22 protein-coding genes and 1 pseudogene are annotated in these 22,055 nt (G+C 32.1%); 3 read left to right on the forward strand and 20 right to left on the reverse strand.

Annotation, left to right across the window (positions count from 1 at the left end; translation table 11 throughout):
• Positions 1-233 precede the first annotated feature (233 nt).
• Positions 234-674, forward strand: a complete 441-nt coding sequence (locus tag Q9306_RS05695) for an Lrp/AsnC family transcriptional regulator (protein WP_306196177.1) — start codon at positions 234-236, stop codon at positions 672-674.
• A gap of 126 nt (positions 675-800) precedes the next feature.
• Positions 801-1,403 carry a DUF6241 domain-containing protein gene (locus Q9306_RS05700; protein ID WP_306196179.1) on the forward strand — a complete coding sequence of 201 codons (603 nt, stop codon included), beginning with the start codon at positions 801-803 and terminating at the stop codon, positions 1,401-1,403.
• A 1,058-nt stretch (positions 1,404-2,461) separates the two neighbouring features.
• Here the strand turns inward: Q9306_RS05700 and Q9306_RS05705 are convergent.
• From Q9306_RS05705 to yqeK, 20 genes and pseudogenes are all read right to left on the reverse strand, one after another.
• The gene (locus Q9306_RS05705; protein WP_371932328.1) at positions 2,462-3,280 is read right to left on the reverse strand and encodes an alpha/beta fold hydrolase; all 819 of its coding nucleotides are present in this window, start codon (positions 3,278-3,280) and stop codon (positions 2,462-2,464) included.
• Between the two features lie 435 nt (positions 3,281-3,715).
• Positions 3,716-4,564, reverse strand: a complete 849-nt coding sequence (locus Q9306_RS05710) for a DUF2785 domain-containing protein (RefSeq protein ID WP_306196182.1) — start codon at positions 4,562-4,564, stop codon at positions 3,716-3,718.
• 437 nt (positions 4,565-5,001) lie between these two features.
• Positions 5,002-6,141, reverse strand: coding sequence for an agmatine deiminase family protein (locus Q9306_RS05715; protein ID WP_306196184.1), 1,140 nt, complete (start codon positions 6,139-6,141; stop codon positions 5,002-5,004).
• 79 nt (positions 6,142-6,220) lie between these two features.
• On the reverse strand, positions 6,221-7,048 hold the full coding sequence (locus Q9306_RS05720) for a MerR family transcriptional regulator (protein WP_306196186.1): 828 nt from the start codon (positions 7,046-7,048) through the stop codon (positions 6,221-6,223).
• A 339-nt stretch (positions 7,049-7,387) separates the two neighbouring features.
• Positions 7,388-8,560, reverse strand: coding sequence for an alanine racemase (alr, locus tag Q9306_RS05725; protein WP_306196188.1), 1,173 nt, complete (start codon positions 8,558-8,560; stop codon positions 7,388-7,390).
• A 665-nt stretch (positions 8,561-9,225) separates the two neighbouring features.
• Positions 9,226-9,609, reverse strand: a complete 384-nt coding sequence (locus tag Q9306_RS05730; protein ID WP_371932326.1) for a DUF5412 domain-containing protein — start codon at positions 9,607-9,609, stop codon at positions 9,226-9,228.
• 126 nt (positions 9,610-9,735) lie between these two features.
• The gene (locus Q9306_RS05735; protein WP_306196190.1) at positions 9,736-10,041 is read right to left on the reverse strand and encodes a MazG nucleotide pyrophosphohydrolase domain-containing protein; all 306 of its coding nucleotides are present in this window, start codon (positions 10,039-10,041) and stop codon (positions 9,736-9,738) included.
• Between the two features lie 11 nt (positions 10,042-10,052).
• Positions 10,053-11,153 (reverse strand): C45 family autoproteolytic acyltransferase/hydrolase, encoded by a 1,101-nt coding sequence (locus Q9306_RS05740; protein ID WP_306196192.1) that lies wholly within the window; start codon positions 11,151-11,153, stop codon positions 10,053-10,055.
• A gap of 28 nt (positions 11,154-11,181) precedes the next feature.
• On the reverse strand, positions 11,182-12,168 hold the full coding sequence (locus Q9306_RS05745; RefSeq protein ID WP_306196194.1) for a C45 family autoproteolytic acyltransferase/hydrolase: 987 nt from the start codon (positions 12,166-12,168) through the stop codon (positions 11,182-11,184).
• 102 nt (positions 12,169-12,270) lie between these two features.
• Positions 12,271-13,116 (reverse strand): MerR family transcriptional regulator, encoded by an 846-nt coding sequence (locus Q9306_RS05750; protein ID WP_306196196.1) that lies wholly within the window; start codon positions 13,114-13,116, stop codon positions 12,271-12,273.
• 60 nt (positions 13,117-13,176) lie between these two features.
• Positions 13,177-14,868 carry a M3 family oligoendopeptidase gene (locus Q9306_RS05755; protein ID WP_306196198.1) on the reverse strand — a complete coding sequence of 564 codons (1,692 nt, stop codon included), beginning with the start codon at positions 14,866-14,868 and terminating at the stop codon, positions 13,177-13,179.
• Between the two features lie 15 nt (positions 14,869-14,883).
• A complete protein-coding gene (locus tag Q9306_RS05760) occupies positions 14,884-15,132 on the reverse strand; it encodes a hypothetical protein (RefSeq protein WP_306196199.1) in 249 nt (82 codons plus the stop codon).
• A gap of 71 nt (positions 15,133-15,203) precedes the next feature.
• A pseudogene (locus Q9306_RS05765) lies at positions 15,204-15,434 on the reverse strand (NAD(P)H-binding protein); the annotation flags it as partial.
• Positions 15,435-15,617: 183 nt separating this feature from the next.
• A complete protein-coding gene (murB, locus tag Q9306_RS05770) occupies positions 15,618-16,538 on the reverse strand; it encodes a UDP-N-acetylmuramate dehydrogenase (RefSeq protein WP_306196204.1) in 921 nt (306 codons plus the stop codon).
• A gap of 187 nt (positions 16,539-16,725) precedes the next feature.
• Entirely contained in the window at positions 16,726-17,244 is a 519-nt protein-coding gene (locus Q9306_RS05775) for a DUF6933 domain-containing protein (RefSeq protein WP_306196206.1), read from the reverse strand.
• A gap of 16 nt (positions 17,245-17,260) precedes the next feature.
• Positions 17,261-17,677 carry a DUF3221 domain-containing protein gene (locus Q9306_RS05780; protein WP_306196207.1) on the reverse strand — a complete coding sequence of 139 codons (417 nt, stop codon included), beginning with the start codon at positions 17,675-17,677 and terminating at the stop codon, positions 17,261-17,263.
• A gap of 69 nt (positions 17,678-17,746) precedes the next feature.
• The gene (gene mtnN / locus Q9306_RS05785; protein WP_306196209.1) at positions 17,747-18,451 is read right to left on the reverse strand and encodes a 5'-methylthioadenosine/S-adenosylhomocysteine nucleosidase; all 705 of its coding nucleotides are present in this window, start codon (positions 18,449-18,451) and stop codon (positions 17,747-17,749) included.
• A gap of 264 nt (positions 18,452-18,715) precedes the next feature.
• Positions 18,716-19,279 (reverse strand): GNAT family N-acetyltransferase, encoded by a 564-nt coding sequence (locus tag Q9306_RS05790; RefSeq protein WP_306196210.1) that lies wholly within the window; start codon positions 19,277-19,279, stop codon positions 18,716-18,718.
• 23 nt (positions 19,280-19,302) lie between these two features.
• On the reverse strand, positions 19,303-20,217 hold the full coding sequence (locus tag Q9306_RS05795; protein ID WP_306196212.1) for an aminoglycoside phosphotransferase family protein: 915 nt from the start codon (positions 20,215-20,217) through the stop codon (positions 19,303-19,305).
• A gap of 3 nt (positions 20,218-20,220) precedes the next feature.
• Entirely contained in the window at positions 20,221-20,832 is a 612-nt protein-coding gene (yqeK, locus tag Q9306_RS05800) for a bis(5'-nucleosyl)-tetraphosphatase (symmetrical) YqeK (protein WP_306196214.1), read from the reverse strand.
• A gap of 529 nt (positions 20,833-21,361) precedes the next feature.
• On the opposite strand from yqeK, the gene Q9306_RS05805 reads away from it, so the two are divergent.
• Positions 21,362-21,916, forward strand: coding sequence for an undecaprenyl-diphosphatase (locus Q9306_RS05805; RefSeq protein WP_306196216.1), 555 nt, complete (start codon positions 21,362-21,364; stop codon positions 21,914-21,916).
• Positions 21,917-22,055 lie beyond the last annotated feature (139 nt).

Below are 22,055 nucleotides of genomic sequence, written 5' to 3' on the forward strand. Positions count from 1 at the left end.
CGTAAGTACCACTTTCTGCTCGCAAGAAACAACCACCCTTTCATCACTTCTCTGTTATGCCCTAAAAGTCTTTGAAATGGTAATTCTCCGAAATTTGATTCAATTATTCTTGCCATTTAAAATCCCCCCTTGTTATATTAATAATAGAAAATAAAACCATTAAATTACATTAAATAAAGAATTAACTAAAAATATTTTAAATAATTAACGAAAAAAGAGGATTTATTTTAAAAATGAAAATAGATAATATTGATAAAAAAATAATAGATGAATTACATAAAAATAGTCGGTTATCAATGAGTGAAATTGGAAGAAGAATTCATTTATCTTCACCTTCCGTAACAGAACGTGTAAGACAAATGGAGTCATTTGGAATAATTAAAAGATATACCTTAGAAATTGATTATGAAAAATTAGGGTTACCAATCCAGTGTATAATAGAAGCAACAGTTAAAAATGGAGATTATAAATCATTCAAAAATTATATAGAAAAACTTCCAAACGTAGAATTTTGTTATCGTATAGCAGGAAATGCTTGTTACATGCTAAAAATGCAATTTGAAAGTTTTGCTAAAGCAGAGAAATTCATTGAGGATGTAAATCCATTTGCACATACTGTTACACATTTTATTTTTTCGCCAGTTCAAACAGATTTACGAATTAATTCCGACTAAACACCCGACTAAAAATTACTAAAGTTTAATAAATTATCCTAAATCTTTAGTGAAAGAATTCCAAAAAGATTTAGTTAATCTGATTAGGATTACCCGGCTTTCAAAGATATTCGCAGGAGGGCTATAATGAAAAAGAAAATTACTTATAGTGTAATTGTTTTACTAACTTTATCATTAGGAACGTACATCACTCTAACATATAATGATAAAAAAACAGAAAAAAAGGTTCAGGAAAAACCGAAAGTTCAAACCATTCAAAAGCAACAAAAAGATAGTTATGTGGTTAGTAATGATGATTTATCTAAAGCAGCTCAGTCTATTGGAGAAATTAAAAACGAGCAAACTATAAATGACATGATGATACATATGTCTTTCCAAAAACTAACATTTAATAGGAATAATCTTCATGTTCGTGGTACCCGTGATGTAGGTCGAGTTCAAATGACCAAAGAAAATATTCAATACTTAAAAAACAACTTAAATGTTATCAGTAATGATGAAAGACCAAAATATGAATCTATTCTGAATAAATGGTACAATGGTAATTTTGAATCTGCAGTTGAAGACTTTATAGAAATTCATTATTTACGTTTAGGAAAAAAGGTAAGTGCGGAGGAATTTAAACTAGCTAAAAAAACTGATAGTGATGAAAAAGAATATATTCTCCATTTCTTTGGTCAAGAAGGATTAGATATTCATAATAAAGAGTGGAAACAGGGAGAATTGTAGAAATGAAATTGAATTTTACTCCACTTGGAAGTACAATGTTTTAACTCCCCCCTACGGTAATTCCTTTGTAAAATTAATATTGTAAAACACCTTAAATTAATATCGAATTGAGGTGAACATAATGCAAAGCCTTAAATCTTTAAAATGGGATATCATTATCTTTTTACCACTATTTATTTATAATGCTGTCGTATTGGTTTCAATGATTGTTATAGAAAATGAGTTTGGTTGGGTACGTTTACTTATTACGTTAGCATGCCTATATGTTTGGGTATCCAGCGCAATTGATATTAGAAATATGAAGTACAAGATAAAATAAAAAAGTAGCCGATAAGCTACTTTTTTGTTTTACTTATCTAAACACTAATGTCTCATAATCAAATATTTCTAAAACTTGGGGCTGGATATTTTATCTACAGTGTCTTCGTTTGTTTCGTCCCAATACCAAAGACTCGTCCATTTCTTCAGCTGTGCGAACACAATACAATAAAAACATTCCGTATGCAATGATTAATGTTAACCAGATCATGTGCTCACTCCTTATCATTTACTACCTTTTAGTTGATTGATATATTGCTAGTTTAACTCTTTTGTTTCAATGTAGATATTCATTTCCCTTACATCTGCCTTACAGTTTTGTAAGGCTCTCTACTCAAATTTTAATTTTTATTAAACCCCTTATTTATTGTGTAAATTCTACACAACAAAGAAAAACCCTTAGACAAATAATTACCTAAGGGAAACACCGTAACAAAAATACATTTACATGAATATACCGCTATGTACCTTCTTTCTTCTTTTCAGTCATTCAGTAATTACTTTTACTGTTATATAATTAGGGGCTAACTATAAAACGATAAAAACAGGCTAGCTTTACTAACCTATTCCACTAATCACATTTATAGCATGGCCCCTAATTACTTTTTCTGTAAACAAATTTAAAATTTGTAAGATTTACTAATAAGTACAACATTGTATTAACTCTAAGCAATATAATTTTTTATTGAAATTTATTAATGGCTGGTTCCGTTAAACTAAAAATAATAGACTTTCTACTATTATTTTTCTTCAACTCTATCTAACCATTCATTTATTAACGAATGGAATAAAACATCCTGCTCAATCTGCAAGTTATGTCCTGCTTTATCTAAAACCGCAAAAGTGGCCCGAGGAAATTTATCAAGCAAACTCCAAGCATCTTTATAGCCTGTTACGGAATCCTGTTTGCCCAATAAAAAGAGGCTTGGTTTTTCATACAGTGATATTTGGCCATCCACATCAAATGAAAAAGCATATTGCTCCTTTATCCTTGTTAAAAACGCCTCATCTGCTATTTGAATTCCTGAGATAATCTCTTCAAGATAACGTTGCCAATTATATTGGTTAAGCACAACGAAATTCGAACTAAAATTTTCACGTTCCTCCGTATTTATCTGTGATAAAAATTTTTCATCTTTGTAAATAACCGTATGCGGTGGAATCTGCCTCTTACTTGTATCCGGAATAATCAAAGGGCAAATAAATGCTGCGCCGTCTATTTTTTCTTTTCTGTTGGATATAATTCCTCTAGTTATGTAACCCCCGTAGGATTCACCTGCGATTAAAAAAGATTCATCTGGAATAATTGTATCTATAAATTTTAAAACAAGATCTAACATTCCATCTGAGTTTTGGATTGTTTCGTGTCCCTTCGTTTTCCCCATGCCTGGCAAATCAATATAAATCCGTTTCCAACCTTCTCTTTGTATAAAAACAGGCTCCATACAACCTGACATCAGTCTATGATCAGGAGAAAAACCATGAAGCATAATAATTGGTTTACCAGAACCATAAATTTCATAATGAACTTTTACATCCCCTATTAAACATTCCACTATACCCACTCCGAATTTTCAATATTTTTAATACTAAAAAATATAAAAACCATTTATTTCCAAACAATTAAACTTATGCCTCTTATTGTTAGTTAAAGAACACATTAATCTCTTTTTATTTTGAATAAAGTTTACATAATATGATTATACAGTACTAAACTTCTTATTAACTACCTACACTTGTAAAAGATTTCTAAAAAGCTATTTTATTTTTCTATTAGGGGTACCACCTCATGCTCATCAGGTTAACTTTTCATCATTTTGAACATTAGATATTCGTATAATTCATCCCCTATAAGATTGTGAAGATTAGTTTTCCGACTTCAAGAAATAAAATAATGCTTTCACTAAAAAAGCTATCCTAAATCGGATAGCCAAAACTCATGCCTCTATTGTTCTTTCATTTCCGCCCCGCTAGTTGAACAAATAATAAAACCTTTAAATTTCTGATAAACAGCTTTCAATATTTTTTTGCAGCAGTAACAAATTAGAATCTGTTCTTATTTCTATATACAAACTTTTTAAAAATGACTTGCAGTTAGCCACTAAGAACAAATAATTTTCATAATCAAGCTTTTCTTTTTGCAACTTCATTTCCTGTGGCATACCTTTGATTAAAGTTTCTAATTCTTCTATCTCTAATCCTCGATTTAACATTGCTAGGATTGGCCTTACAATCCTCTCGTCTTCATTATGGATATAAACATCTTTTGAATGAAATATTTTTTTCCAAAGTGTTTCTAATATTTTTGAGTAACACTTCTGTTCTATTTTTTCGTTTTTCACAAGTTCAACACAAGCGTCAGCTAAATGTGCTACACTATGAGCCCATCCTTTTTCGGAGACATATCCTCTTAAATCCTGTTCCAATGCAATATAATGAATTAACGTATCTTTTGCTTTATAAACAACAGATTCAGGTAGAAAATGATCCTCGTTATCCTTGTATAAAATGAGTTCTATTAAAAGTGAAGTAAATGACCTTGTAAAGACAGTATCTGTGCCATTCTCACCAATCCCTTTAAATAACAAGTCACTTAAACAAAATTCTAATATTTCCACTTGTAACTCATGCGCAAGTTGATTATCTAATATTAATTTACTAAAAGAGCTATAAATCAACTCTCTAAGTTCGCTATCCGTTGAACCGATATGATTAATCATTGCTTTAACAATATCAATCTTGCTCTCTTCATCCCATGTTTTTTTCCCACTTTGGATTTCTTTTAAGGTTTTTTCTAGTTCATTTCCGCTCATTTGCACTGGGCTGGACAATACATTCATCATCTAATTTTCTTCCTCCTAGTATATAGCAAGAACAATGCTGCTAGGATATGAAGCCCATAAACCTATTCAAGTACATTAATAATCCTTTACTAATAAGCAAATAAAAAAGATTATCTATTTACAATAATCTCACGTAAGTTCATTACAGATCATTATCGCTATACCCGTTATAAGTAGGCTTAATGCCGGACATCGTAATTTTTATTGTTCTTGTATGAAATTTAATAGTATACAAAATTAACAACCTCCTTATATAAATATATTTCCTAACATATTCCATTATACAGCAACGTACAACTATAACAATAAATATTTTAGAATTTTCGTAATATTTTATTTTATAATTACAACAACTTCGTTCCCTTAATTGATATAAATTAATGTAGTCCTTCTTACTTAGTTTTTGAATATAATGGAATTTACAGCAACAAACTCCATCACTTTAAACTGACCGGTTGTTGCTGTGTCACACAATGAATCATACCACCATTTTTATACAGTTCCCTTACATCAATTCCAATCACTTTACGGTCAGGATATAGTTTTTGAATTCTATCGTTTGCTATTTTATCATTAGGATCATTATAATTCGGAACTAATACAACTGTATTTCCAATGTAAAAATTTATATATGAACCTTTGTATCCCAAATCTTTTCCATTATCTAAAATTACATTGTTTTTACTAATTGGTAAATAAACATGCTGATAAGGATTGCCAAAGGCATTTTTAGCATTCATTAATGTTTTAATATCTTTATTTGAAACACCCCATTCCTCTAAATCATCTTCTTTCATTGTAATAATTGTAGACTGATCATGAAATTTAGCAAAACCATCAATATGGAAATCTGTGATATCCAAACCTGGGACACCATCTAACCAAATAAAATTAGTAGCACCAAGATATTCTTCTATATACTCCTCTATTTCTGCTTCTGATAACCTAGGATTCCTGTTTTTGTTAACGACTGCACTACGTGTGGATAAAAATGTACCATTACCATCAAGTTCAAAGGCTCCACCTTCAAGTACTACATCAGTTAGATCAATTCTTTCCATACCTAACTGCTTACTAAGACTGCTTGGAATTAATGCATCTTTTTTATACGGGGTTTTCTTGCCCCATCCGTTAAATCCCCAGTTCATGATTTTAATATTTTTATCCTTGTCATATACAAAAATCGGTGCAGAATCTCTTGCCCATACATCATTAGTAGGAATAATATAAAAGTCAATTTTATCCATATTCATACCCTTCTCATACAAAAGATCATAAATATAATTCTTTTCATATTCATCATATGCGATAATATGAATATTTTCTCCTTCGCTTAAAGCACTTGTCATCTCAATCCAAATTGATTCAACCTCTTCTTTATAACCTTTACCATATGTCAGGTTATGAGGCCATTGTAACCATGTACCTTCATGTTTGCCTCTTTCGTCAGGCATTGAGTATTTGCCTACACTTTGTTCTTTTATACTTTGGTCTTCATCCGCTTTACTTTGAATACATCCAGTTAAGATTCCAGCTACTAATACAGCCCCTGAGCACAGTATATTTATCTTATTCATTTCATAATCTCCTTATTATGTTTTGATTACTTTCTCTTGGAAGTAGAATAAGCTTTGACATAGTGTCAAGGTCAAGCAATTATTGATTTTCTTTTTTGATGACAGGAAAACAGATTTGTGTCACGTACTCCTCCGCACAGCAGTCACATTCTGGACCTTTCAAATAGGTTTCATAAGGCGGACCATCTAAACAATAGCCGTTGCATTCCATCCATTCTTCAAGCGCTATATGTGCATGTCCGATATAATCATAACTTCCGATATGCAATGTAGTGGCAACAAACTTTTGAGGGAGCTTTTTTATTTGCCATTCTCTTGATATATCTCTTTCATTCCTATGAATGATCGGAATCATTAATTCAATATCGCTATGGTCAGGGCTAAACTCTTCATCAAAAAAAATGACAGAAGGTACACCACGTAACTGAATGTTACTTTCTTCCGCCTTATCGTATAAGGAATCAATGCACTTGTCTACATCAGCAATATTAATTTGCAATCTTTGACTTATGACCCTTACCTCTTTTCTCATTCCGAGCAATATATCATACGCCCTTCTTTCCCCTTGAATCAAATCCACCTTTTTTTCAATCATCTCTTGCATTTCTGTAATAATCTGTCTATATCGATTGATTTCCTTTGATAATTCATTTATTTTCAAATGTATAAATCTGATAAACAATTTTCTATCTGATGTCTGAAGGATTGTTTTAATTTCCGGCAAAGAAAATTTGTATTCTCTCAGTTTTTTGATTAGTAATGCCATTTCTAATTGACTATTCTCATAATATCTGTATCCGTTCGTTGCATCTACATATCCTGGCTTTAAGAGTCCTTCTTTGTCATAGTGCCGTAACATGCGAGCGCTCATTTTGCATAGCTGAGAAAATCTGCTAATCGTGTACATATTTCTCTCCTTACTTAGAGTGATAAAATTTTTCAAGAATATGACTAGGTAATAGCCCCTTGTTCTTTAAGCTTGACAAAATATTAATTAATATTATATAAATACGAATTAAAAAACCGACATAAAACCATCTTTTTATAGGTGGGCGAGAGCGTCTGGTCATGTATAGAAGCGGTCAGTTCCTTTTCCTGCCACATGCGAAGTGAAAACAAAGGGAGAAAGCAAGTGGAAGCTCCTTTTTCTGCATAGCAGCAATCTATATGTCGGAAAATCAAAATGAATTCATATAGATTATAATTCTTTTTCACCAATAATCTTAAAAAAACAAAATCTGTATTACTAACTTTTTCGTAGCTCGTTTATTATTTCAATTGGCTTACCATCTTTTATATAGATACGAGGTATCCTTCTGCTTAACATACAAGTAACCTCATAGTTAATCGTATCTAATATATCTGCAATTTCATCTACATAAATCGATTCCTTGTCTTGACTTCCATAAAAAACGACTTCATCACCAACATGTATCGGCATAGCATTTGTTACATCTACCATTAACTGATCCATACAAATACGTCCAATAATAGGAACTTTCATACCATTTATTAAAACAAATCCGTTGTTGGAGAGCTGCCTGCTTAATCCATCAGCATATCCAACTGGAATTGTGGCAATCCATTCTTCGCCTGTTGCGGTGTATGTTGCCCCATAGCTAACTCCGATTCCTTGTTTTACTTTTTTAATATGTGCAACTTTTGATTTGAAGCTCAGAATAGGTTGTAACGAAATAGATTGTTGATCTACATCTTTGGAGGGATATAGCCCATACAATGCTATTCCTAGACGAACCATATTGCCTTTTATTTCTCCCATGTCAATTGTAGCAGCGCTATTAAAAGAATGAATCCATGGAATATGAACTTGTAATTCTTCTGCTTTACTAACAGCTTTCTCAAAATTTGTTTGTTGCATTAGAGTATAGGTTTTATCCTTTTCATCTGCACTGGAGAAATGTGTGTACATTCCCTCAACCTGAACATACTTTGTACACTTTAGTGCTTGTAAAAACATTGTGACTTCCTCAAGCTGTAAACCGATTCGACTCATTCCAGTATCAATGCTAATGTGGATACATGCTTTCCTATTTAATTTTGAAGCAACGCTTTCTATAGCCTGCAAATCACCAATTGTATATACTGTCATGCTTAAATCATATATAATTGCATCTGCTATCGCATCATGCGGTGTATATCCAAAAATTAAAATAGGAACTTCAATTCCAGCTTCTCTAAGCTCAATTCCTTCATCTACAAATGCAACTGCCAAATGAGTTGTTCCCGCACCTATTGCGGCCTTTGCAATTGGAACCGCCCCATGTCCATAAGCATTTGCTTTTACAGCTGTCATAATCGCTGTACCAGGAGGAATGGCTTGTTGGAACTGCTGGAAATTACTTTGAAATGCATTTAAATCAACTTCAATAACAGTATGTCTTCCGTAGTTAAAGTTCATAGTTTATATTCCTCCTATTTTATCAAATATTTGCTTCCTGCAATTTATTATCATTCAACGAACTAATGATTACACAAAATGTTTCACAAAAAAACTTTGTCTCGATTAGATCCGTTATAGTTACTGTTTACTAAAACAACATAAATTTTCATATTTATCCCCCTGGTCCCTAAAGAACTGAGTTCACGAGTGGATAGAAACCTTTTAAAACAAAAACCCATTAATTTAAGTGTTCCTTAAATTGAATATATATAGGACAGCCTCTTGTAAGCCTAAAATCGATAAACACTGCATTCATTCCCTTGCTATCATTTTTACATATCTGCACCTACTCCAAAAGGTCCACAAAGTATGTGTTTTTATGGTCTTGTGGTAGGGTACGGAACTGTAAAAATTCCATTTAAAGTATTTGGTTAAATAAAAAATTGGGAAAACGAAAAGTACTTAACTAATCACCCGTGATTTTAACAGTCACTTTGTTTTTGTACAAAAAAATCACTATTCTCCCATTTCTTCTAAATCAATGAGAGAATAGTGATTTTGAACCTTTATTCACCTGAGCAATTGAAATCTCCTACTTGATTTCAATTGCTGAAGTAATATCATTCCAATCCGCAGCTAGATTAGCAGTCTTACCATACCAATCAGAGTGTCTAAATAAGACCCTATTGATTTCTGAAGTCAAATTTATCATTTGGAACATTAAGAGTTTTTCCATTAATAACCACAGTATCATTATCTATCCATTCAATATTTGCAGTCTCCTCACGATAATTCCAATATATATTTTTTTCTTTATTTTTTCTGTTGTTAAATACTAACTCGCCTCTTATAGCAAATGAAGTAGTGGCTCCTCCATTTGTAAGGTAAGCTTTTATAGTGTAGTTTCCATCTGGAGATGTTTCCTCTGTAAGGTAATCTCCTGTTGGTAATCTATTCATATCAAAAAATGCCCAATATACCCCATATCCAATGAGTCCAACAAAAAATAGGCTACCAAAAAGAAATATTTTTAATGTCTTTTTCTTTTTTATTAAGTTGCTAGTCAAAATATATCCTCCTTATTAAAAATACTGTTTTGTTATACTAATTTTACAACAGAAAATTTAATCATTACGCATTTTATCCAAAGACAACAATCTTTTAAAAACAGCCTTTGTGAGAAATTTGTCTTTCTATACATCCCAATGTCTATATTTATTTATCTCACTCTTTTTTCTAAATGCATCTTCTAAGTCAATATCGAGTTTGTTAGCAAGGTCAAAAAGATTCCATACCACATCATATATTTCAAAACCTAACTGTTCTTTCAGTTCATTAATATTATCGGAATCAGATTTTGAAGAAATTTTTAAGACTTCTTGAGCAATCTCTCCTATTTCTGTAACCAAAAATAATGTTCTTTCTTCAATTGTTGCGTTCTCAAAACCTTTATCTTTACTAAACTCTCTAACCTCTCTTTGTAATGCAGATATTTTCACTTTGCGTCCTCCTATTTTGAAACTCTCCAAAAATCTGTTCCATATTCTCTATTCTGAAACATAATTGGTAACGATTTTTTTGAAAAACTATCAGCCACACCAATCTTATATATCTTATTTTGCACGGGTGATCCAAAGGAAAATTCAAGCTGACAATCTGTAAGATTAAACAATACAGAATGAACTGTTCCAAAATTTTCTTGGTAATTATGAACGGACAATCCCTCTGGAAACTCAGTAGAAATAAGTTTCTTTAATTCACCAACAGATCTTTTACCAATATCACTAAATTTACGCTCTAAAACATTAAATCGTATTTGTGAATGAATTAATCTACCAATTTCTAGACTTTCAATTTCAGGAAATATAGCATGGTTCGTTGCGATTAAATAGTCGATATCCGTTTTTCTTACAGCCTTAGTGCCATCAAACGTTTCATATAAAGCTGCTTCACCATTTGCATCAGCTAAAAGTAAATTCATATTCGCTCCAATAGGCATATCACTTAAAAAACAAATTCCTTCCTCAACATTTTTACAATTTTCAAGTAATGCCCTTACTATGATCATAAATTGTAGTCCTTTTGTGACGGGCTTTTTCATCCCTAGATGTTTTCCAACTGGAATACCACATGAGGCAAAAGCTACACAGAACCCCTTCTCATTTAAGCCTTCACTTCTACCAAAGTAAGAAACAGAGAATCCAGTATGACTATATTTACCTTGAACTTTCGTCGTGCAAAGTCTTAAATCTGATATTGCTGGTGACAAATCATAATTTCTAAGGACATAAGTTTTATTGTCAATTGTCTTGGATGGTAAAATAGCACCTAAACTACATCCTCCTGGTTGCAACGAAGCTTCATCGTAAAAGTTCAGATAACTAGATTTTACACCCATCACTTCTGCAAATCCTTCTAATTCTTCATTTAAACCTGGACAATACCGCTCAATTAATCTTTTCATATTTTTAAATTTACTTTCACCTATTGATTCAGGTAATAAAAGTACATTCGTTGCATGAAGATTCTTTTTTATTTCTTCTCCTTGTTTTCTTCCAATCTCATAGCTATTTCCTTCAAGAAAAGAAAAATACGCTTGAAATGAATTCATAATTGTCTCTCCAATCCCAATTAATATCTTATCTTTCCTTTACAGCATCTATTAATCGTCTATCTGATAAATATTTTGCTCTATTTGGTTGACCTTCCGCTCTTCTTACATCTAATGTATTTAAGTTTGCTACAACAGAGAAAAGCGTACCAAAATTATGTTCTTTTAAATTTAAACAAACATGTCCTTTCGTTTCCGACATAATTGATTGTGCAATGGAAAGATTTATTTTACTTATGTTTTCTTTAAGACGTAATTCTAATGTTTCAAAACGTTCTTTCGATTTGCTCCAATTCCAGTTAGCACATACTGATGTATTTTCATGATGGTTTGTGCAATGGATATAATTATTAGTAGGAAAACGTACATTATAGTTGTTAGGAGCGATCTCCACAACAGCCATTTTCCCGGACGGATCCGCTAATAAATAGTTATTAGCAACCGAACTTGGAAAACTTTTCAATACTTCTATACCCTCCTCTACAGTACAACAATTTTCTAAAATGTATTTAACGGCAAAATAAAAATTCAATCCTGGCTGAATTCTTTTATGAGGAACTGATGTAATTCCAACAAATAAACCATATTGATTTATACCATCAACTTTTCCAATAAAACAATCCGAATGACCAAGATATTTATGTTTATCTTCAAAACAAACTAATGAGGACTCAGTAGTTTTCTTCAAATTCAAGAGCATATCATAATTACGCCCAATAATCATTTCACTTCCATTAAAAGCTGAAAAGATACTACATTGACCGGTCAATTCAAATACTCCTATACTTAACAGAAAAGAACTCACTTCTTCAAAAGAAGAATGACAGCCTTCAGCAAATCCTTGTATTTCCTTCACGGCATTAGGATCAAATTCAGTAAGAATAGGGTTGCATACCTCTCCAAATTTTAATTTTTCTTCAGTTACTTTTGGAAATCGAAATCCATTTTTATAAAGGATTTCTGCATAATGCTTTCCGGCTTCATAAGCATTTCCTTTTAATCTTGGATGATACATAATAAATCCCTCCATTGTGTATTTCTTTGTACATATAAAGAATAAACCCTCCACTTACTGGAGGGTTTACTCTGTTTTTACATAAAAAATTGTTAGTTAATTCTAATTCTTGCTAACTGGTATACATATTTTGGTGATAAATTCTGATGGGAGGCTGTTTAAATCTGGTCTTATATCCCTTAAATTAAAATTGGACGGAACAAGTCCTTTTTCATAAATCTCTATTCCTTTTCCTATCTGAGTTAGATTCTGTTCCCTTATCCAACTTCCCAACATTTTATATCCTACATTTAATTCTGAATAAGAACCTTTAACAGTAGTGCATGCATATATCCCACCAAATAAAATTTTACAGCCCTCTATCTTATTCGTATCTTTTACTGGAAGAAATAGCTCCACATCCGCCTCTTTTTGATTCAAATCTCTTTCATGAAAGATAGACATTAACTTTCCATTAACTACAAGATTAAAAGCATAAACTCGATCAAATAAACTTTTTACAAATTGATCTATAAATTTTATCTTTATTTTTTCACGAATAGTATAAACTATTATTTCCTTTCTATTTTCAATATAACAGCTAGATAAAACAGGTCCGGGGATTATAGGAGCTTCTTTTTCTATTTGGACTTTTAACAACTTCATTTCTTCTATTTGTTTAGAAATTTGCTCTTTTTGACCTTCTAGATCACCAATTTTATCGTCTAATACGCTTGTCCATTGCAATCGATTAGCGCTTTCAATTAATTCCTTAATAGTAGTTAAAGAAAATTGAAAACTTTTTAAAAGCATAATTTTTTTCATAACTTGAATTTTTTCATAGTCATAATACCGATAGTTTGTTATAGGATCTATGTAAGAAGGTGTTAGTAAACCAATATCATCATAATAGCGCAATGTTTTAACAGGGACATTACATATTTTTGAAAATTTACCTATAGAGTACATTACTTTCTTCCTTTATTAGCTAATAATATATTTATTGTAAATTAAAATCTCAACACATTATTACTCTTCCTCTAATACCTCCAACTCTTTCTCCACAAACTCCATCAACTCTTTAATTATTTGTGCCGAAAAATCAAAACGAATACCCGCCGCCTCATACACCTCTTTTACTGATTTTGTACTTCCTAAAGATAACGCTTCCTTATAATTGATTAAAGTTTGTTTAGGATTTTCTTTATATTGCTTATACATCTGCAGTGCGCCTATTTGTGCAATTGCGTACTCGATATAGTAAAAAGGAACTTCGAAAATATGTAAAATAGACAACCATTTTGTCTCCAACCAGTTTTCATACCCTTCCCAATTCACAAAGTTAGAGTCATATGTTCTTGCTAGTTCTTTAAATTTTTCTTTTCTTTCGGCATGTGTATGGTTTGGATTTTCGTACATCCAATGCTGGAATTGGTCGACTACAGTAATTATAGGCAAGTATTGTATTATCAATCGGAGTTGCTCACGCTTTGCCCTTTTGAAATCTTCCCCACTTGGATAAAATGTATTCCAATACTCCATCGTTAGAAGTTCCATTGTCATGCTGGCAAGTTCTGCTGATTCCATTGGGATATTTCGATATGGTCCTAGTTCAATGTCTTTCATAAGTTCATTATGTACACAATGACCCATTTCATGTAACAGAACCACGACATCGTCTTGTGTGTTACAACAATTCATAAATATAAACGATTGTTTAGAAGTAGGTAAGAATTCACAAAAACCACCCGGAGCTTTTCCTTTACGACTCTCTAAATCTAAGAGATTCTTTTCTTTCATATCATGTAGTAATGCTGAAAAACGAGAATCAACATTTTCTAAAATATGAAAAGTACCTTTTACTAACTCGTCTACATTTTGTACTGGTTGTAAAGGCTGCTCGTTTATTGGAACTGCTCTTATATCCCAAGGTCTAAAAGTATGTAATCCTAAAACTTTTTGCTGTTTTTCTTGAAGCTTCTTCTGTAAAGGAACAACATATTGACGCATTACTTCTGCTAACTCAAGACAATCCGCTGCTGTATAATCAAACCGTTCATACTTTTTAAACATATAGTCGCAATAATTTTGCAAGCCTACATTTTGAGCTTTTTGATGTCGCAACGCAATTAACTGATCCATAATAATCTGAAGATCCTCTTCAACCGATAACATGCCTTCTTGAATAAGAGTCATTGCATTTTGTCTAACCGTACGTTCAGGATTTTGAAAATACACCTGCATGTCGCTTAACGACTTTTCTTCACCTTCCCACATTACCGTTAAGTTACCTGTAATCTCGAAATACTTCGTTACTAACTCATCTTCGGCAATTTCTAAATCTATATTTCTCGCATTGAACAAATGAATTGCATTTTCTACTTTTTTATTCAATAAACCGTAAAAATCAGGATCTAGTTGTAAACGCAATGGAGATTCGTAGTACTTATTGTCTAGTAAACTTTTATATCGTTTCACTAATGGCTGCACATGCTTTTGATCGAAATCAAAAGTTTCTTTCGCTTGCTGGTTATCAGTGTTACATTGAAATTGAATATAATGTTGTTTAAGTTGTTCTTCCACTTCATCTAAAAGCCGCGACTGCCTTTTCAACCAATTTTCAAGTTCCTCGCTACATTGAATCCCTGTTTCTAATAAATCTACAAATTGTTTTTGCAACGTTTCCAAATCGTTAATAACGAAATATTCAGTATTATCCATGCGTAAGACATCCTTTCATACGATATTCTTCGCAACAAGTTTCAAATGCTCAGCAGGGATAATATGTTTTACTGTTTCCTGCAAATCCTCTGCCAACACTTCTTCAATATGTTCCAAAGCGACTTCTAATATACTGCACTCCATCGTTTCTACATTGAGCAGTGAATAATGATTATTTTTCTTAATCACCAAATATTTATGATCTTCTGTGACTAGTAGAGCACCAAGCTGAATTCCTAGTATTCTGTTATCTTCAAAATTCATATATATTCCTCCTATCTAAATAGATTTTACAATAAAAGGATATAATAAGATACAAAATTTTACAGGTGGTTTTAATTCGCGATAAAAGGGCATTTCCTTATATATAAAGGATTAGAAATTTGCTTAATAAGAAACTCAGCAATATCCCCATTATAAATCTTCATACCGGGCATATCTGTTAAACTCTCTTTTATGCTACTAGTAGCAATACCTTCTGCTACAAATGGTAAACGGACAAATGTCCAATCGAGATTACTTTTTAACAACAGATTTAACTCTTTATACTTGTCTTCCCTTTGTGTTATAAATGGATCCATTGTATATAAAGAAAAGAGATATACATTCATATCTCTCTTCTTGATTCTCTGTAGCTAGTTATCCTAATTAAAACTGTCCATTTTGTTCAAACTTCTTACGTACTTCTTTAGTATATAACTAGCCTTTTTGTATATTTCACGCATTAACATCTCAAGTGGTTCTTACTATTAAGACTTTAATTCTTCTCCAATTATCTTTACTTCTGTTTCTAATTCTACGTTAAATTTAGATTTTACCGTTTCTTGCACATATCTGATAAGTTTTACATAATCACTCGCTGTACCTTCACCTACATTCACCATAAATCCAGCATGCTTAGTAGATACTTGGACTCCACCTATTTGTTTACCTTGCAACCCGCTATCTTGAATTAATTTACCAGCAAACATACCTGGAGGACGTTTAAAAACACTGCCACAAGAAGGATATTCTAATGGTTGTTTTGATTCACGTAAAAATGTCAATTCATCCATTTGTTCTTTGATTTTATTGTAATCTCCTTCTTGTAAAGCAAATGTCGCTTCTAACACAAGGTATCCTTCTCTTGAAATGGAACTGTTTCTGTATTCTAATTCTAAATCATCTTTATTCAAATTAAGAATTTCGCCATCTCTAGTTAGAACTAATACATTTTCAATCACATGTGATACTTCGCCGCCATATGCTCCTGCATTCATGTAAACTGCTCCGCCAACTGTTCCTGGAATACCACAAGCAAATTCTAATCCAGTTAGATGATTTTCAAGCGCAAATTTAGAAGTATCAATAATAGTTGCTCCACTTTGAACAATGACCTTATTATCTTTTAATAAAATATCAGTTAACTTGGTTAAATTCAGAACAATCCCTCTTATGCCGCCATCCCTAATAATTATATTTGAGCCATTACCTAAAATAGTAAAATCAATCTTATTTTGATTTGCATATTTTATTACATCTTGTACCTCTTGATACGTAGTAGGTAAAACAAAATAATCTGCATTTCCACCCGTTTTAGTGAAAGTGTATTTTTTTAACGGTTCATCTTTTTTAACTTTAGTATCATCTAATATATTCAATAAATCGTTGTATACTTTATCCATTTCCATAACCTCTTTACCTAGAATCTGTCCTATTCATTATAATGCATTTCATTTCAAAATGACTAATGTATTATTTTTGGAAAGATTCAAACAATAAACCCCCGTTTGGAAAGGACTAACTTCTTTGTGAAAATAACCAATTATTACAATGGATTTTTTCTCTATTCTCTATTTCAAATTAATTGGATAACTACTAGCACTTTATCCCTAAAAGTGCCTCCCTCATCATTTCAACTGGATACTTCGGTAACTTCAGCATAATAAGACGATTAAGATATTGATTCATCTCTGCAATATCTATAAATTCCTGCTTCATTTCCACTAACTCATAATAAAAATAATGATCTACAGTAAAAATGGACTCATTTATTTGTGAAAGAATACTACGATTATTTGTCGCCGCATATTGCACAATTGAATCCTGATTTAAGTAGCGTTCAATTATTTCGGGATCAACGCTGTCTAATAATAAATTTGTTATTAAATTCTTCTTAAATACAAGATCTAAGTTTTGCAAGTCTTTCTTTAATACCCCATAAATAACAAAGTGATATCTTGTAGCATTATTCATAATCATTACACATTTTTTTCGGCCAATTTTAAAAAGATGTGCATGCCAACAATAAAGCGGATTGAAATCAGCAGCCTCTACTTTTTGAACTTTTATTTTCATTTCATCGGCTAATTTTTTTGTACATTGGATAAGTTGCATATATTCCTCATTCTTTCTATAATTGATAACTGAGTTTTCCCTGAATTTTTTCCATCTTTGTAACCTTTATCTTCACCGGATAAGATTCAAGTATTTCGCTATATTCTATTCTAACTTTATCACCTGTTTGTAATTCCTTTTCTATATTTAGATTATTAAAGTGTAAAATAGCCTCAGCAGGTATTCTCTTTTTTAATCTTTCTTCTAAGTTTTTTCTATCGTAATCATCTTTTATAAGTTTCTCTTCAATGAAATAAACAGTATCTCCCTTAAGTAAAATATAGCCATCAATTCTATTAGAAATCGTATTATTATCTATTTTCGTTATAGATTGGTTTAACTCATTACTTGTATTTGCTTTCCACATTAAAGTAACCATAAAGATCATTACAAAAAATACAATTATACCAGCTATTTTTATACCGTTGTTCATCTCCACCACCTAAAATGCCTTTTCTAAAAAATTTATTAACAAGCAGTTGGAATACTAAAAGTGATATCCCTACACTTTTAGTTCTTTTGAAAAACGCAGTAAAAATGCAACTATATATTCGCACGCCTTCTCACAAGCTAACATTTTAAACACCTTTTGTTCTTCTACTGTTTTATCATTCGCTTGATCTGAAGCAGCTTTTAAACAAAGAAATGGTTTGTCATTCACATAACAAACGTAAGAAAATGCTGCAATTTCTTGATCTACTGCAAGCGCTCCGTATACTGTCTGAAGTAATTCTCTCGTTTCTGAACTACGAATTCGTTGGTCTCCTAAAACAACAGTACCATAATGAGAAGGATAAACGAATTGCAACTTTTTCATTTCTTTAATCAACTGTTTTGAAGGATGAATACTTGCTGCTCTTCCTGTATATAAATCAAACGGATCCATCCCCATTCCAGCTCCTGTTACATCATGTTGCATAACTTTAGTAGCCACAACAATATCACCGTTTTTCACCTTGTTTGATAAACTTCCGCAAATTCCTGTCATAAATAGCTCTTCTGGTTGAAATTCACTAATCAGAAGCTGAACACAACTTGTACATTGTACTTTTCCGACTCCAGTTATGACAGAAATCACTTCGATGCCGTTTAGATTATGAAAATAAAATTCCCAAGCTGCTCGTTTTTCTTTCCGATAGCTTGGGTAATATTTATGTAAATACGTAAGCTCTGGTTCCCATGCTGCAACGATAGCAATTAGATTCATATGTAGAATTCCTTTCTCACTATATTCCATTAATTATAGTTAACGATAATTTCTTTATTTAATGTATTTTTGAAAGAAGTCCCCATCTTTAAGTATTTAACAGAGAGAGAAGCACTAGAGGTAAGACGGGGGACGAATTTAGGTTAGACGAGGTTACAAATCCAAGAACTAGAGAATCTTTCCTGCGTAAGCAACCTACAAACCGATTCTATAAAGGACTATTGAACTTATGTCAGTTTTGATTAATTTCAGAACACATCTTGCTTATTTACTAAATGTTATTGGTATATCACGAATGCATCTCTTCCAAATCATATGATCATACCCTTTACCCCAATAATCCTTCAGCAAAAAATTGGGTTCTCCAAATTTCTTCTTCCATACCTTCTGTGCATTTTTGTATCCACTATCCAAACAAAATTCTTTAATTCCTCCGCTTAACAATGTAAGAAACATTGCATTTAAAAGTAAATTTCCTATACCACGCCTTTGGTAATTTGGATGTACAAATACCGTTCCTATCTCAGGTAAATCTTTTAATGCTTTATTTGTTCTAGTGTTAATTAGTTCACTAACTGGACCATATTCAATTGTACCGATAATTTTGTTACAATTTGTATCTACTGCTATCAAAAAGTATCGATTTTCCCCATTGCTATTAAAGTCACATTTCAAATATTCTTTCTTAATTTCAATTTCATTTTCTATATCATCAAGTAGTTCTGATAAACCTTCTCTAGCAAACGTATCTTTAATCGTTATAATAAAAAATTGATTTATGTCTTCAATGTCCTCAATGCGCGGTCTCCTTATCTCAACATGGTACACGGAAAATCACTCCAGTTTCATTTTTATTTCAAACTACCCCTTAATTCATCAAACCAGCGAGCACAAGCCATTGTTTCTTTAGGTACTCGCCCATGACTTTCAAAGTACCACCAAGATGAAAGAATACAGTGAGATAGTCCCCACGCAATGATTCTTTCTTTGTCGAGTTGAAGTTCCTCTGCCAATTGTTGCACTCGATTTGCTAATATCTGCTTGGGATTTGTTTTATTGAATAAGTGATTTCTTAAATACGCAATTGTTTCATATTCTGCTTCGCCAATAACTCCCTTTGGATCAATTGCAAGCCACTGCTGCTCTCCCATACATAACACGTTGTCATGATGTAAATCACCATGAAGCAAAAGTGGTTTGGAGATTGTTTTAATTAATTGAGGAAAGAAATCTTCTGCTTTTTCGACAAGATCTTTTGGCAAAGGCCCTGTACCACCATTAAAATGCACTCGTAAGCCTTGCAATCCATTTGCCCATTTTTCAATAGAAGGAAATGTATACTGAGTAGGAACTGGTTTCCAAAGTTTTTTCATCGTTTGTCCTATTATAGTTGTTGCTTTTTCTTCATTTTCCATATGGGCAAGTGACTTACCTGGTTTTATATATTCTAATAGTAAATATCCATAGTCAGAATCCGAATCAAGTAATGTCACTGTTCCATCTCCTTGAAAATAACGAAGTGCTTCTATTTCGTTATTCAAATCCTCACATGGTACACCAAGCTTTAACACAACCTCTTGTCCATTTTTCTTCCTGGCTAGACTCACATAGTTATAAGAAAGATTGGGGAACGTTTGAATGACTTGTAACGATAATTTTTCTTCCAGTTTTTGAATCGTACTTGGAATGTTTTCAATCCATTGTTGTCCTCGTTCTTCGTGAACATCTAGGATAGTTGTTTTGAAAGATGAAGGAATGCATAACATGGTTTATTCAACTCCTAATTTCTCTTTTAAGTCAAAATAAGCATCCTGTAACCACGGATGAACAACTTTTAAATTCTGTCTTCGCTCCCATAAGTATGAAATGTAAGCAAAACAAGCGTGTTCTAATGATTGGTCTAACGCTTCTTGAATTTCTGTAATATATGGAGGCGTTCCACTTTGATCCCATTCGATTTTATCTGCAACAAATAACACCATATCAATAGGTGTCGCGTTCTTTCGTAACGTTGTATGACAACTAATTGCATCTAATATCGTTTCATTTTCCACTTTAAAGATTTCGTTTGCAATTCTTTTGGACAGTTTTTGATGAATAATCATCGGAAATATTCTCTCTTCTTGTAACACTTCAATTTGCATTTCCTCTGCTACTTGAATACGTTCATCATTGGGGATAATAGCACTAATATCATGGAGGTAACCAGCAATCGCTGCTGCTTCTTCATTTACTCCAAATCTCTTAGCAATTCGTTTGGCCTCATTCGCGACCCTAACAGAGTGCTCATATGTGTGAGGTTTATTATATTGTTCTAGCATTTGTTTAATGTCTAGCTCCCAATTTCCTGTTAAAGAAATGGAATTTATCATTTGGTTCATTCTCTATTCCTCCTAAAAAATTGCTTATAGTTTCTTACTTTTTTATTCTAGAAATATAAAATTTATCCTTTTTATTACGTTACATGAAATTTTAAAATGGAGATTATATAAAGCCTCATACACACTAACAAATGTATTTTTCTTTTTATTTGCTGTAAAAATTAAGACTCATATGTCATTTATTTTTACTATCAGCCCTTTAAACACTATTCAGTAATTGATATTATGTAAAAATAGAGAAATGGTAACTACTCAGCTATACATTTCATTTAGAAGTTTGGTAAGGAGTATAATTCCAGCGAAAATACGCTTACCTATAATTGCTGCCATGAAGATAAAAATGGACCTACACCTCGCTACCTTTCTTTGTTTTAAAACTTTGCGCGTGGCAGGAAAAGGCACTGACCGCTACGATACATAGCCAGTCCCTCTCGACCACTTAAAAAAAATGCTTTTCTATCGGTTTTTCATAGAGTGACTGAGTAGTTACGAGAAATGCTTTATTCAATGTTAGGATGTGTTTTATACAATGGTTTTACAGTCTATCGATTATGAGATCTTTCAGTGGATCAACTCGTATGTTTACAAATACTCTTTCCTAGATAAAATGATGATTTTTTTTGCCGAGTATGCCCAGTACATATTGATTGTTGCTTTATTCATTTTATGGATTACAAATAAAGAAAATAGAGTGACGGTTTTTCAGGTTTTATTCGCCTGTTCCTTAGCATTTACTATGAATCGAGTGATTGAATTATTTTTCTATCGCGATCGACCATTCGTTTCGCATCACATTAAACAATTGGTTGATCACGCCGCAAATTCTTCTTTCCCTAGTGATCATGCTACAGCTGCTTTAGTAATTACTGTAACGATTTGGCTATGTAGTAGAGGAAAGACATTTATGTGGCTCATTTTAGGAATGTGTATTGCTTTTTCAAGAATTTGGGTTGGTGTACATTATCCTCTAGATGTATTGGCAGGTATAATCCTTGGAGTATGTACTGCACTACTCGTCCACTATCGAATTATGAAAATGAATCTAATGAACAAAATAACGAGTTGTTCTTTATTTCAAAAATAGAAACAATTAGCAAATAAAAAACGCTTGGAAAACCAAGCGTTTTTTCAGAGTGTTGGGAAACCCTTTGGGTTTCCCAACCTCTGATGACCTTTATTGTAACTATGTATAAAAAAATTGTACGAAACAATAAAAAATAAGA

This window comes from Bacillus multifaciens (assembly GCF_030756675.1).
GTDB classification, from domain to species: domain Bacteria; phylum Bacillota; class Bacilli; order Bacillales; family Bacillaceae_G; genus Bacillus_A; species Bacillus_A multifaciens.